The organism is Pseudomonas sp. NPDC077186 (assembly GCF_044543505.1).
Taxonomy (GTDB): domain Bacteria; phylum Pseudomonadota; class Gammaproteobacteria; order Pseudomonadales; family Pseudomonadaceae; genus Aquipseudomonas.
Map to the genome: position 1 here is coordinate 926,500 of NZ_JBITWE010000001.1, position 13,271 is coordinate 939,770.

Consider the following 13,271-nt stretch of genomic DNA (forward strand, 5'->3'; position numbering starts at 1 on the left):
GAGGATTAACCCCACATCATCGGTGCGCACGGCGCACCCTACAGATCATCGGCGACGCAGGGTGTCGCGGGGCCGCCCAGGCCCCGCGCACCACCACGCCGCTCGGAGACTTCAGCCCAACAACTGCAACGCCTCGGCGCTGCACTGCTGGATACGCGCCCAGTCGCCCTGCTCGACCCATTCGCGCTGGAACATCCAGGTGCCGCCGACGCACATCACGTTGGGCTGGGCCATGTAGCGCTGCAGGTTGTCCGGGGTGATGCCGCCGGTGGGGCAGAAGCGCACGCCGCCGAACGGCCCGGCCAGCGCCTTGAGCGCGGCAACGCCGCCGCAGACCTCGGCCGGGAACAGCTTGAAGCGGCGGTAGCCGAGGGCGTAGCCGACCATCAGCTCGGAGGCGCTGCTCACCCCCGGCAGCAGCGGCACCGGGCTGTCCAGGGCGGCCAGCAGCAGCTCGCGGGTGCTGCCTGGGGTGACGATAAACTGCGCGCCGGCGGCGACGGCGGCGGCCAGCATCTGCTCGTCGAGCACGGTGCCGGCGCCGACGCACAGCTCGGGGCGCTCGGCGCGCAGGCGGCGGATCGCCTCCAGGCCGTGCTCGGAACGCAAGGTCACCTCCAGCACGCGCAGGCCGCCGGCGGCCAGGGCGTCGGCCAGCGGCAGGATGTCCGCCTCGCGGGCGATGGTGATCACCGGCATGATCCGCGCCTGGGCGCAGATGCGGTCGATCTCGGCGATCTTTTCGGCCATGCGCGCGCGCAGGTCTTCGTTGAGGCTGCTCATGTCAGGGGCACCAGTAGATTTCGAGAGGGGAATGCAGGAAGGCGCGGATCGGCATACTCGCCACCGCGCCGGGCGCCAGCGCCTCGGCCAGGGTGGCCAGCTTGGCCTGGCCCTGGATCGCCAGCAGCGGCAAACGCGCGCTCGCCAGCAGCGGCAGGGTCAGGGTCAGGCGCTGCGCCGGCTGGCTCGGCGCCTGCATCGGCAATACCCGGCGCGGACAATCGGGCTGCAGCGCCAGGTCGAGATTGGGGCTATCGGGGAACAGCGAGGCGGTGTGGCCGTCGTCGCCCATGCCGAGCACCAGCACGTCGATCGGCGGCAGTTCGGCGAACGCCGCATCGGCCAGCTCGGCGGCCTGCTCCAGGCTACCGGCGACCCGATACAGGCCGAGGAATTTCGCCTCGGAGGCCGCACCACGCAGCAGGTGACGGCGCACCAGCGCCTCGTTGCTGCTGGCATGGTTGACCGGCACCCAGCGCTCGTCGGCCAGGCTCACCAGCACCTGGCGCCAGTCCAGGGCTTGCTGCGCCAGGGCGTCGAAGAAGGCCACCGGGCTGCGCCCGCCGGACACCACCAGGGTGGCGCTGCCACGGCTGTCGATGGCCTGGCGCAGCGCCTCGGCCACACGCAGGGCCAGGGCGTCGGCCAACTGCTCGGCGGCGGCGTGGCTGCGGGCGCTGACGCCAGACGGCAGGTCGAGATCAGAGATCGCCATACCAGCTCCTCCCGTCGCGAGTGATCAGCGCCACCGAGGCCATCGGCCCCCAGCTGCCGGCGGTATAGGGTTTGGGCGCCTCGCCGAGCTGCTTCCAGCCGGCGATCAGCTGGTCGCACCACTGCCAGGCGTACTCGATCTCGTCCTTGCGCACGAACAGGTTCTGGTTGCCGCGCATCACCTCCAGCAACAGACGCTCGTAGGCATCGGGGATGCGCGCGCTGCGGTAGGTGTCGGAGAAGCTCAGTTGCAGCGGGCCGCTGCGCAGCTGCATGCCCTTGTCCAGCCCCTGGTCCTTGGTCAGCACCTGCAGGGCGATGCCCTCGTCCGGCTGCAGGCGGATGATCAGCTTGTTGCCGATCAGCTGGCGCTGCTCGGGGGCAAAGATGTAGTGCGGCGGCGCCTTGAAGTGGATGACGATCTGCGACAGCTTCTGCGGCATGCGCTTGCCGGTGCGCAGGTAGAAGGGCACGCCGGCCCAGCGCCAGTTGCGGATGTCGGCGCGCAGGGCGACGAAGGTCTCGGTGTCGCTCTGGGTATTGGAGTTCTCCTCCTCCAGGTAGCCCGGCACCGGCCGGCCGTCGGCGCTGCCGGCCACGTACTGGCCACGTACCACGCGCTGGCCGAGGTGCTCGGCGCTGATCGGCTCCAGGGCCTTGAGCACCTTGACCTTCTCGTCGCGGATGCTGTCGGCGGAGAGGTCGCTAGGCGGGTCCATGGCGATCAGGCAGAGCAGCTGCAGCAGGTGGTTCTGGATCATGTCGCGCAGCTGCCCGGCCTGGTCGAAGTAGCCCCAGCGGCCCTCGATGCCGACCTTCTCGGCCACGGTGATTTCCACATGGGAGATGTGGTTCTGGTTCCACTGGGTCTCGAACAGGCTGTTGGCGAAACGCAGGGCGATCAGGTTCTGCACCGTTTCCTTGCCCAGGTAGTGGTCGATGCGATAGACGCGGTTCTCCGGGAACACCCGCGCCACCGCGTCGTTGACCGCGCGCGAGGAAGCCAGGTCGTGGCCGATGGGTTTTTCCAGCACCACCCGGCTGTGCTCGGCCAGGCCCACCGCCGCCAGGTTGGCGCAGATGCCGCCGTAGACCGACGCCGGGGTGGCGAAGTAGGCGATCAGCTGGTCCTGGCTGCCGGCCAGCTCGGCCAGGGCCAGGTAGTCCTCGGCCTGGAGGAAATCCATGGTCAGGTAGTGCAGGCGCGCCTGGAAACGCGCCAGCACGCCCTCGTCCAACTCCTTGGCCGGCACGTACAGGCGCAACGCCTGCTCGATGGCGGCCAGGTGGCGCTGCGGCTCCCCGGCTTCGCGGGCCAGGGCGAGGACGCGGCTGTCGTCGTGGAGCAAACCGGCGCGATCGAGCTGGTAAAGCGCGGGAAACAGCTTGCGCAGAGCCAGATCGCCGAGGGCGCCGAACAGGGCAAAGGTACAGGATTCGAGTTTTATCGCGGCCATGATGTTTGTTCTTTTATCAAGATGCACTAGAAATACCGGGTAGCAGCGGTTAAAGCAAGAGCAAATGTTGTAATAACAACAACATTTTTCCATTATTCGGATAAGCAGTGGTGGCCGCCTGGCCTCATCAGTAGGATAGGCCAGCCATTTTTCCGCCCGTCGCCAGCGCCTGCAGCGACGGCGCCAAGCCTGTTAGGAGCCCCTATGGACCGCGTGCGCAACCTGCTGGAACAGATCCAGAGCCGCCTCGAAGACCTGAACAAGGCCGAACGCAAGGTGGCCGAGGTGATCCTGCACGACCCGCAGCAGGCCACCCGCCTGAGCATCGCCGCCCTGGCCCAGGCCGCCCAGGTCAGCGAGCCGACGGTCAATCGTTTCTGCCGCTCGTTCGGCGTCAACGGCTACCCCGAGCTGAAGATGCAACTGGCACAGAGCCTGGCCAGCGGCGCCGCCTACGTCAGCCAGGCGGTATCGGCCGACGACGGCCCCGAGGCCTACACCCGCAAGATCTTCGGCAGCGCCATCACCTCGCTGGACAGCGCCTGCCAGTCGCTCGACCCGCAGCTGATCAGTCGCGCCGTCGACCTGCTGATCCAGGCGCGGCAGATCCACTTCTTCGGCCTCGGCGCCTCGGCCTCGGTGGCGCTGGACGCGCAGCACAAGTTCTTCCGCTTCAACCTAGCGGTGTCGGCGCACTCCGACGTGCTGATGCAGCGCATGATCGCCTCGGTGGCGCACACCGGCGACCTGTTCGCGATCATCTCCTACACCGGGCGCACCCGCGAGCTGGTGGAAGTGGCGCGCCTGGCGCGGGAGAACGGCGCCTCGGTGATCGGCCTCACCGCCGCCGGCTCGCCGCTGGCGCAGATCAGCACCCTGAGCCTGGACATCCCGCTGCCGGAGGACACCGACATCTACATGCCGATGACCTCGCGCATCATCCAGCTCACCGTACTCGACGTACTCGCCACCGGGGTGACCCTGCGCCGCGGCGTGGACTTCCAGCCGCACCTGCGCAAGATCAAGGAGAGCCTCACCGCCAGCCGCTACCCGGCGGACGAGGAGCCATGCTAAGGCGCGCGATCCAGCGCTAGCGGGTCGGTGCGCACGGCGCACCCTACGACACGCCCCGTAGGGTGGCCCACCAACTCGCATTGCCCGTAGGGTGCGCCGTGCGCACCAGCCATCCGACCAGCCACGGGCCTACAGGCCCTTAACCGCTCACCAGCAACGACTGCCCCGTCATCTGCGGCGGCAGCGCCAGCCCCATCAGGTCCAGCAGGGTCGGCGCGATGTCGCACAGCCGGCCATCCTTGAGGGCGAACTGCCCGGCGCGGCCGCTGACCAGGATCAGCGGCACCGGATTGAGGGTGTGCGCGGTATGCGCCTGGCCCGACTCGGCGTCGCTCATCTGCTCGACGTTGCCGTGGTCGGCCGTGATCAGGCACTCGCCGCCGGCCGCCAGGGTCGCCTCGACCACCTCGGCCAGGCAGGCATCCAGCGCCTCCACGGCGCGTACCGCCGCGGCGAAGTTGCCGGTATGGCCGACCATGTCGCCGTTGGCGTAGTTGCACACGATCAGGTCGAAACGTTGCTCCCGGATCGCTTCGACCAGCCGCTCGGTCAGCTCGGGCGCGCTCATCTGCGGTTGCAGGTCGTAGGAGGCGACGTCCGGCGAAGGGATCAGGATGCGCTCCTCGCCGGCGAACGGCTGTTCGCGCCCGCCGTTGAAGAAGAAGGTGACGTGGGCGTACTTCTCCGTCTCGGCGATGCGCAGCTGGGTCTTGCCGAGCCCGGCCAGGTATTCGCCCAGGCTGTTGCGCAGGCTTTCCGGCGGGAAGGCACAGGGCCCGTCCAGCTGCTGCGAATAACGGGTCAGGGTCAGCAGCCGGCGCTTGTCGACCAGGCGCGAGTGGGCGAAGCCGGCGAAGGCCGGATCGACCAGCGCCTGGCACAGCTGGCGCGCCCGGTCGGGCCGGAAGTTCATGAAGATCAGCGCATCCTCGTCCGCCACCCGCACCGGCTCGCCGATGCCGGTAGCCTTGACGAACTCGTCCGACTCGCCGCGGCCATAGGCCTGCTGCAGGCCGGACTCGGCCGTGGCCGCCCGGAACTCGGCGTACCCCTCGACGATCAGCCGGTGGGCCGCCTCGATCCGCTCCCAGCGGTTGTCGCGATCCATCGCGTAGTAGCGGCCGATCAGCGAGGCGAAGCGCCCCTTGCCCAGCGCATCCAGCTCGGCCTGCAGCTGCGCGATGAAGGGTCCGGCGCTCTGCGGCGGGGTATCGCGGCCATCGAGGAAGGCATGCACGTAGAAGCGCTCTATGCCGCGCTCGGCCAGCACCCGGCACGCGGCGATGATCTGCTCGCCGTGGCTGTGCACCCCGCCCGGCGACAGCAGGCCGAGCAGGTGCACCGCGCCGCCGCGGCGCCGCGCCCCGTCGAGCAGCTCGACCAGCGCCGGATTGGCGGCGAACTCGCCATCGGCGATGGCCTTGTTGATCCGCGTGAAGTTCTGGTACACCACGCGCCCGGCGCCGAGGTTCATATGGCCGACCTCGGAATTACCCATCTGCCCCTCGGGCAGGCCGACGGCCAGGCCCGAGGTGGCGATGCAGCTGTGCGGGTAGTGAGCAAACAGCGCGTCCAAAGTCGGCGTGCGCGCCGCGGCCAGGGCATTGGCCTCGGCCTCCTGGCGCAGGCCGATGCCGTCGAGAATGATCAGGGTTCGGGTGGTCATCGGCGCCCTCTCAGAAGATGTAGTCGGTGGTCAGGAAGCTCGACTCGCGATTGCGGATGATCTCGCTGACCAGCTCCTTGTTGCCGGCCTGGAACTTGGTCGCCACCAGGGTACGGATGGAGAACACGCGCAGCGCGTCGTGCACCGACAGGGTGCCCTCGGCCGAGTTCTTGCGGCCGTTGAACGGGAAGCTGTCCGGACCGCGCTGGCACTGGGCGTTGATGTTGATCCGCCCCACCTGGTTGGCGAAGGCATCGACCAGCCGGCCGACCTGGGCCGAATCGTTGCCGAAGATGCTCAGCTGCTGGCCGTAGTCGGAGTCGAGCACGTAGTCGATCACCGCCTGCAGGTCGCGGTAGGGCACCACCGGCACCAGCGGGCCGAACTGCTCCTCCTGGTAAACGCGCATGTCGCGACTGACCGGGTAGAGCACGGCCGGATAGAAGAACGACTGGCGCACCTCCCCACCTCCGGCGTTCATCACCCGCGCGCCCTTGGCCAGCGCATCGGCCAGCAGGCCGCCGAGGTAGTCGGCCTTGCCCGGCTCGGGCAGCGGGGTCAGGCTCACGCCGTCCTCCCAAGGCATGCCCGGCTTGAGCGCGGCGAGCTTGGCGGTGAACTTGTCGAGGAAGCTGTCGACCACCTCCTCGTGGACGAAGAGGATCTTCAGCGCGGTGCAGCGCTGGCCATTGAACGACAGCGCGCCGGTCAGCGCCTCGCTCACCGCGTTGTCCAGGTCGACCTCGGGCAGGACGATGCCCGGGTTCTTCGCATCCAGGCCCAGGGCCGCACGCAGGCGGTGCGGACGCGGGTGGAGTTTCTTCAGGTCGCTGGCGCCCTTGTGCGTGCCGATGAAGGCGAACACGTCGACCTTGCCGCTGGCCATCAGCGCGCTGACGGTCTCGCGGCCGCTGCCGTAGATGACGTTGATCACCCCGGCCGGGAAGCTGTCGCGGAATGCCTCGAGCAGCGGGCGGATCAGCAGCACGCCGAACTTGGCCGGCTTGAACACCACGGTGTTGCCCATGATCAGCGCCGGGATCAGGGTGGTGAAGGTCTCGTTCAGCGGGTAGTTGTAGGGTCCCATGCACAGGGTCACGCCGAGCGGCACCCGGCGGATCTGGCCGAGGGTATCCTGCTCCAGCTCGAAGCGGCTGGAGCGCCGGTCCAGCTCCTTGAGCGCCTCGATGGTGTCGACTATGTAGTCGCAGGTGCGGTCGAATTCCTTCTGCGAGTCCTTGAGGTTCTTGCCGATCTCCCACATCAGCAGCTTGACCACTGCCTCGCGCTGCTCGCGCATGCGCGCCAGGAACGCCTCGACGTGCTGGATGCGCTCGGCCACGCGCAGGTTGGGCCAGGCGCCCTGGCCATTGGCGTAGGCGCGCACCGCGGCGTCCAGGGCGGCCAGCGCCGCCTCGGCGTCGAGCAGCGGCGTGCTGCCGAGGATCACCTGCTCATCGCCCTGCGCGGTGGCCAGGAACACCGGGCTGCGCACCGGCGCCAGCGGGCCGCTCCAGGTGCGCAGCTGGCCATCGACCAGGTAGTCGCGCTGCTCGATGGGCGCGCCGGGGCGGTACTGCTCGGGAATCTCGTCCAGGGCCGGGAACAGGCGATCGAGGCGATTTGTGCTCATGGCGTCAGCTCCTCCGGGGGAAGATCGAATCGCTGCAATAGGCGGCGCGGCCTTGCAGCGCCTGCTCGATACGCAGCAGTTGGTTGTACTTGCCGACCCGGTCGCTGCGACACAGCGAACCGGTCTTGATCTGCCCGGCGCAGGTGGCCACCGCCAGGTCGGCAATGGTGGTGTCCTCGGTCTCGCCGGAGCGGTGCGAGATCACCGCGCTGTAGCCGGCATCCTGGGCCATGCGGATGGCGTCGAAGGTCTCGCTGAGGCTGCCGATCTGGTTGAACTTGATCAGGATCGAGTTGCCGATGCCGCGCGCGATGCCCTCCTTGAGAATCTTGGCGTTGGTGACGAACAGGTCGTCGCCGACCAGCTGCACGCGCCCGCCCAGCTTCTCGGTCAGGCAGGCCCAGCCGTCCCAGTCGCTCTCGTCCATGCCATCCTCGATCGAGGCGATCGGGTAGCGCTCGCACAGCCCGGCCAGGTAATCGGCGAAGCCTGCGGAGTCGAAGCTCTTGCCCTCGCCGGCCAGCACGTAGCGGCCGTCGCGGTAGAACTCCGAGGCGGCGCAGTCCAGGGCCAGGCTGATGTCCTTGCCCAGCTCGTAGCCGGCGCGCGCCACCGCCTCGGCAATCACCACCAGCGCCTCCTCGTTGGAGGCCAGCGAGGGGGCGAAGCCGCCTTCATCGCCCACCGCGGTGCTCAGGCCGCGTTCGCCGAGCACCTGCTTGAGGGTATGGAAGACCTCCGCGCCCATGCGCAGCGCCTCGGCGAAGGAGCCGGCGCCGATCGGCTGGATCATGAATTCCTGGATGTCGACGTTGTTGTCGGCGTGCTCGCCGCCGTTGAGGATGTTCATCATCGGCAGCGGCAGGCTGAACCGCCCCGGCTGGCCGTACAGCGCCGCCAGGTGCTCGTACAGCGGCACCTCCTGCGCCGCGGCGGCGGCCTTGGCACTGGCCAGCGACACTGCGAGGATGGCGTTGGCGCCCAGCACGCTTTTGCTCTCGCTGCCGTCCAGGGCGATCATCGCCGCGTCCAGCCCGCGCTGGTCCAGCGCATCCAGGCCGAGCACGCGCTCGCGGATCACGCCGTTGACGTTGGCCACCGCGCGCTGCACGCCTTTGCCCTTATAGCGCTCGCCACCATCGCGCAGCTCCAGCGCCTCGCGGCTGCCGGTGGAAGCGCCGGACGGCACGCTGGCGACGCCAACCGCGCCACCGGCCAGGGTCACCACGGCTTCGACGGTCGGGTTGCCGCGCGAGTCGAGGATCTCGCGGGCGGTCACTTGCTGGATACGGGTGTCAGTCATTGCCTTCGCTCTCGGTGGAAACAGCTGCAGTGGTTGAATCGACGGACGCAGCGGCGAGCAATTCGCGCTGCTCGGCATAGGCTTCGCGAATATCGAAGTCGCGCGGCCACTCGGACTCGCCGGACGGTACGCGGCCAGCGGACTGGATCGGGGTATTCATGGGGCCTCCTAACAAACGTTGTCGCCGACGCGGATCACCCGCAGGCAGTTGGTGCCACCCTGGGCATTGGCGTGGTCGCCGCGCGAGATCAGCACGTGATCGCCGGCGGTCACCACGCCGCGGCGCCGCAGCTCGTCGACCGCACGGGCGTTGACCTCGGCCAAGGGAAAACCGTCGCTGTCGAATGGGATGGTCTGCACCCCGCGGAACAGGGCGACCCGGTTCTGCGTGCGCGGATTGCGCGAGAAGGCGTAGATCGGCAGGTGCGAGCGGATCCGCGACATCAGCCGCGGCGTGTCGCCGCTCTCGGTCATGCAGATGATCGCCTTGACCCCGTGCAGGTGGTTGGCCGCGTACATCGCGGCCATGGCGATCGACTCGTCGATCTTGTGGAATACCTCGTCCATGCGGTGCTTGGAGCGATGCGCCAGCGGGTGCTTCTCTGCCCCGACCACGACCCGGCGCATGGCCTCGACCGTCTCGATCGGGTAGGCGCCGGCCGCAGTCTCGGCCGAGAGCATCACCGCGTCGGTGCCGTCGAGCACGGCGTTGGCCACGTCGAACACCTCGGCGCGGGTCGGCATCGACTGACTGATCATCGACTCCATCATCTGGGTCGCGGTGATCACCACCCGGTTGAGGGTGCGGGCGCGCTCGATGATCATCTTCTGCACCGCCACCAGCTCGGCGTCGCCGATCTCCACGCCGAGGTCGCCACGGGCCACCATCACTCCGTCGGAAGCCTCGATGATCGCGTCGAGCACGCCGAGGTCGTTGACCGTCTCGGCGCGCTCGATCTTGGCGATCAGCCCGGCCTCGCCACCCGCCTCGCGCAGCAGCCGGCGCGCCAGCTGGATATCGGCGGCATCGCGCGGGAAAGACACTGCCAGGTAGTCGACCTGCATTTCGGCGGCGGTGAGAATGTCCTCGCGATCCTTGTCGGTCAGCGCCGCCGCCGACAGGCCGCCGCCCTTGCGGTTGATGCCCTTGTTGTTGGACAGCGGCCCGCCGACCAGCACCTCGCAGAGCAGCCGGCTGGCCTCGACGCCTTTCACCTCGAGCTCGATGCGGCCATCGTCGAGCAGCAGGATGTCGCCGGGGCGGCTGTCGCCGATCAGCTCCTCGTAGTCGATACCCACCGCCTGCTCGTCGCCTGCCTGCTTGTCCAGCGCGGCATCGAGGGCAAAGGCCTGGCCCTTGCGCAACTGCACCCGGCCCTGGGCGAAGCGCGCGATGCGGATCTTCGGCCCCTGCAGATCGCCCAGCACGGCGACGAAACGCCCGTGCTTGCGCGCCATCTCGCGCACCAGGGCGGCGCGGGCGATGTGTTCGGCGGCGCTGCCGTGGGAGAAGTTCAGGCGCACCACATCGACACCGGCCAGCACCAGCCCCTCGATCGCCTCGGGGCTCTCGGTGGCAGGGCCCAGGGTGGCCACTATTTTTGTTCTTCGTTGCACAGTTAAAACCCTCGTAAAGACCCGTTTTCCGCACAGGACAGGGACCGCCATCGGCCTACCCATGTCCCGCCCGCGCGACAGCCGGCACAACCGCCCGACGCCCCTGCATGGCGAACACCTCTCGACCTCGCACACCGGATCGAAACCCGGAAATTGCTGCGCGCAAAGACGAGAAGTTGTTTTACTAAAAATATCAGCTATTGATACTCCTAAAAATTCGAGCGATCAAGGGATTATGTAGTAATAAAACAACATTTCCTCGAGCATGCTTCAAGGACGCCCCGGCGGGTCAAAGCGCCGGCAATGGCCGCACACGAGCGCGAGGAGCTTGCGGACCGGCACCGGCACAGCGTGAGATGGCGGCGACCCCGTCATGGCCGAGACTGCGCGGGTGCGGGAAACCCACGAGCGGCGGATCGCAGGCTCCATCGGCCAGGAGCGCTATCGATCCGATCTTTCAGGAAGTGGGAAGCGGCGCGAGCATCTGTTGCGCTTCAGTCGCGAGACGCCTTGCTGCGAACCAGTGTCGCGCCACGCATAATCTGCCGCTATCGGTGGGACCGGCTGGGTGGCGCTGCGCTGGGCGGCACTCCGCCTGCGCAAGATCAAGGAGAGCCTGACCGCCAGCCGTTGTCCGGCGGATGAGGAGTCGATTCGGGACACGCTGGAGGGTTGGTGCGCGCAGCGCACCCTAGGGTTTGGGCGCTCCGTCAGTGAACGGATGCCTGGCGCGCATAGCGGTCGGCGCAGCCTAGGGTGCGCCGTGCGCACCGCCGATACCCGGGCCCACGGTGGTTAACGGGCCAATCCCGCGCGCAGGCTCAGCACGCCCTCCTCCCCCGGCCGCAGGCATAAACTATCGGGCCCGCAGCTGGCGGCCTCGACGCAGAGAAAGCCCAGGCTCTCGTTCCAGCCGACCTCGGTCAGCGGCCGGCTGCCGGGATGCCAGACCACGCTGTTGGCGCCGCCGCGAGTATCGATGGCCAGGCGCCGCTGCCAGGGCAGGTCCTGCAGCTGCAGCAGGCCGGCGTGGCGGAAGATGCGGTGGCAGCCATCCTCGATGCGCAGCTCACCCTGTTGCTGGCAGTCGGCGCGCGCCAGCAGGTCGTGGCCGGCGGCGCCATCGAGGCCGAGCAGGGCCACCCGCGACACGTCGCTGATGCGCCAGTAGGCGTGCAGGGCATGGCTGAGCCGGCACGGCTCGCTGTCCTGATGGCGGGTCACCAGGCGCAGCGCCAGGGTCTCGCCCAGCTCGGCCTCCAGACGCAGCGTCCAGTCGCACAGCTCAAGTTGCCAGACAAGCTGCACGCCCTGCTCGCCCCAGTCGCAGGCCAGCAGTTGCCAGTCCTCGCTCAACCGCGCCCAGCCGTGGGACGGCCAGCCGCTCTCGCTCGGATGGCGACCGAACCAGGGCCAGCAGATCGGCACCCCGCCGCGAATCGCCGCGCCCTGCGGCCACTGCCCGGCACACCACAACCAGGGCCGCTGGCCGCGCGGCTGAAAGTGCAACAGCTGCGCGCCCTGACGACTGAACGCCGCCTGGAACAGAGGGTGTTCGAGCAGCAGCAGCTCGCGCCCCTGGCGCACCGTCCAGCGCTGACGCGCCTGGCCGGGCTCGGCAAAGAGCCCGGCCAGCGGATGCAGCTCGGCAGCGCCGCTGGCGGCGCCGAGCGGGCGCGAGGCGCTTACCACCAGTGCTCCACCTGCACGCCGAAGTTGTAGCCGTGGCGCGCGCTGTCGAAGGCGCCGCTGTCGGACAGCGCCGAGCCGGCCGCCAACTGGCTGGCCGCCTGCTGCGCCGCGCGGTTCCAGCTGGCGTAGGTGTAGTACAGGCGAAACTCCGGACGCGCCCAGAAGCCCGGGCCGGCCGGCGACCAGGTAGGGGCGATGGTGAACTTGGTCAGCTTGCGCGTGCCATCGGTGGCGTCCACCTGATCGTGGCCCAGTTCGCCAACCAGCTTGAACTGCTCGCTGAAGGCGTAGCTGGTGCGCCCGCCCACCGACAGCCAGTCCTGGTCGTCGCCATCGGGACGGCTGTCCTTCTGGTAGACGAACTGCACCTGGCCGCCGAGACGCGGCGTGGCCTGCCAGTCGAAGAACTCCACCAGGCGCCAGCTGGTGTTGTCGCGATCCAGGCTGACGTCGCCGGTATAGCCCAGGCCGGTGCCGGGGCCGCGGCCGTACTGCAGGGCGAAGGTGTTCTTGCCGCCGAAGAAGTCGCTCTGCTTGTGCTGCGCGGTGACCGCCCAGCCGCTGTGGGCGCCGGTGCTGTCGGGCTTGTCGATGTAGCTGACGCCGAACTCCAGCTCGCCGCCGGGGTTGACCTTGAAGCCGCCGACGTTGAAGTCATGACGGTTGATGTAGGGCTCCTGGAAGTAGCTGTCCTTGCGCGAGAAGGCGTAGCTGTACTTCAGGCCGCCGTATTCGAAGTCCTCAATACCGGCGCCGGTGGCGCTCTGGTTCCAGTAGTAGAAGTCGCTGATATGGATGTCGTTACGCTTGTAGAAGCGCCGTCCGGCCCACAGCGAACCGCCGTTCAGCGCCGGCACCTTGCTCCATTCGGCGTACATCTGGTTCATCCGCGCGAAGCCGTAATCGCCGGTGAACTCCGGGGTGTGGCCGTACTGGTTGTACAACTGGGCCATGCCCTCGATGCTGAAGACCGAACCGTCGTCCAGGGTCAGCAGGTCCTGGCGCAGATCCAGCTCGATGTACTGCTCGCACTCGTTGCCCAGGCGGTACTTGGACTGCGCGCCGGGCAGCTGGAAGCAGGACTGGCTGCCGCCGTTCTCCGAGCCGCCGGCGCCGCTGCGCAGATAGCCGGTGAACTCCAGGGCCTGCGCCTGAGGTGCGGCCAAGGCCAGCGCCAGCAGGCAGGGTGCGCTGCGCGCACCAAGGCGGTGGAAGGCAGCTTGCGGTGTGGTCTTCATCGTTGCTCCTGATTGTTTTTATTGTGTGAAGTACTGCGGTTAACCGCCGCGGTGGCGGATTCTGCTCGGGTAGTTGCTGCGTGTATGGACGAGC

General features: G+C 68.3%; 11 protein-coding genes. 1 reads left to right on the forward strand and 10 read right to left on the reverse strand.

Annotation, left to right across the window (positions count from 1 at the left end):
• Positions 1–111: 111 nt before the first annotated feature.
• The 3 genes from ACIGKL_RS04225 to zwf are packed head-to-tail and all read right to left on the reverse strand — an operon-like array spanning position 112 to position 2,954.
• Complete coding sequence (locus ACIGKL_RS04225; protein WP_397485453.1) at positions 112–783, reverse strand: bifunctional 4-hydroxy-2-oxoglutarate aldolase/2-dehydro-3-deoxy-phosphogluconate aldolase; 672 nt, start codon at positions 781–783, stop codon at positions 112–114.
• A 1-nt stretch (position 784) separates the two neighbouring features.
• Complete coding sequence (gene pgl / locus ACIGKL_RS04230; protein WP_397485454.1) at positions 785–1,498, reverse strand: 6-phosphogluconolactonase; 714 nt, start codon at positions 1,496–1,498, stop codon at positions 785–787.
• Positions 1,485–2,954 (reverse strand): glucose-6-phosphate dehydrogenase, encoded by a 1,470-nt coding sequence (gene zwf / locus ACIGKL_RS04235; RefSeq protein WP_397485455.1) that lies wholly within the window; start codon positions 2,952–2,954, stop codon positions 1,485–1,487. Before zwf ends, pgl begins: the two co-directional genes overlap by 14 nt.
• A gap of 213 nt (positions 2,955–3,167) precedes the next feature.
• Between zwf and ACIGKL_RS04240 the strand changes: the two genes are divergently transcribed.
• The gene (locus ACIGKL_RS04240; RefSeq protein ID WP_397486246.1) at positions 3,168–4,028 is read left to right on the forward strand and encodes a MurR/RpiR family transcriptional regulator; all 861 of its coding nucleotides are present in this window, start codon (positions 3,168–3,170) and stop codon (positions 4,026–4,028) included.
• A gap of 139 nt (positions 4,029–4,167) precedes the next feature.
• Here ACIGKL_RS04240 and gpmI read toward each other — a convergent pair whose 3' ends face one another.
• The 7 genes from gpmI to ACIGKL_RS04275 all read right to left on the reverse strand — a co-directional run bounded on the left by gpmI (position 4,168) and on the right by ACIGKL_RS04275 (position 13,177).
• Positions 4,168–5,694: a 2,3-bisphosphoglycerate-independent phosphoglycerate mutase gene (gene gpmI / locus ACIGKL_RS04245; RefSeq protein ID WP_397485456.1), complete on the reverse strand. Its 1,527-nt coding sequence runs from the start codon at positions 5,692–5,694 to the stop codon at positions 4,168–4,170.
• Between the two features lie 10 nt (positions 5,695–5,704).
• Complete coding sequence (locus tag ACIGKL_RS04250; protein ID WP_397485457.1) at positions 5,705–7,327, reverse strand: NADP-dependent glyceraldehyde-3-phosphate dehydrogenase; 1,623 nt, start codon at positions 7,325–7,327, stop codon at positions 5,705–5,707.
• A gap of 4 nt (positions 7,328–7,331) precedes the next feature.
• A complete protein-coding gene (eno, locus tag ACIGKL_RS04255; RefSeq protein WP_397485458.1) occupies positions 7,332–8,630 on the reverse strand; it encodes a phosphopyruvate hydratase in 1,299 nt (432 codons plus the stop codon).
• A complete protein-coding gene (locus ACIGKL_RS04260; protein ID WP_397485459.1) occupies positions 8,623–8,790 on the reverse strand; it encodes a hypothetical protein in 168 nt (55 codons plus the stop codon). The genes eno and ACIGKL_RS04260 overlap by 8 nt, the downstream gene beginning before the upstream one ends.
• 8 nt (positions 8,791–8,798) lie before the next feature.
• Positions 8,799–10,247, reverse strand: a complete 1,449-nt coding sequence (gene pyk / locus ACIGKL_RS04265; protein WP_397485460.1) for a pyruvate kinase — start codon at positions 10,245–10,247, stop codon at positions 8,799–8,801.
• A 795-nt stretch (positions 10,248–11,042) separates the two neighbouring features.
• On the reverse strand, positions 11,043–11,939 hold the full coding sequence (locus ACIGKL_RS04270; protein WP_397485461.1) for a D-hexose-6-phosphate mutarotase: 897 nt from the start codon (positions 11,937–11,939) through the stop codon (positions 11,043–11,045).
• Entirely contained in the window at positions 11,933–13,177 is a 1,245-nt protein-coding gene (locus tag ACIGKL_RS04275) for a maltoporin (protein WP_397485462.1), read from the reverse strand. Before ACIGKL_RS04275 ends, ACIGKL_RS04270 begins: the two co-directional genes overlap by 7 nt.
• Positions 13,178–13,271: the final 94 nt, after the last annotated feature.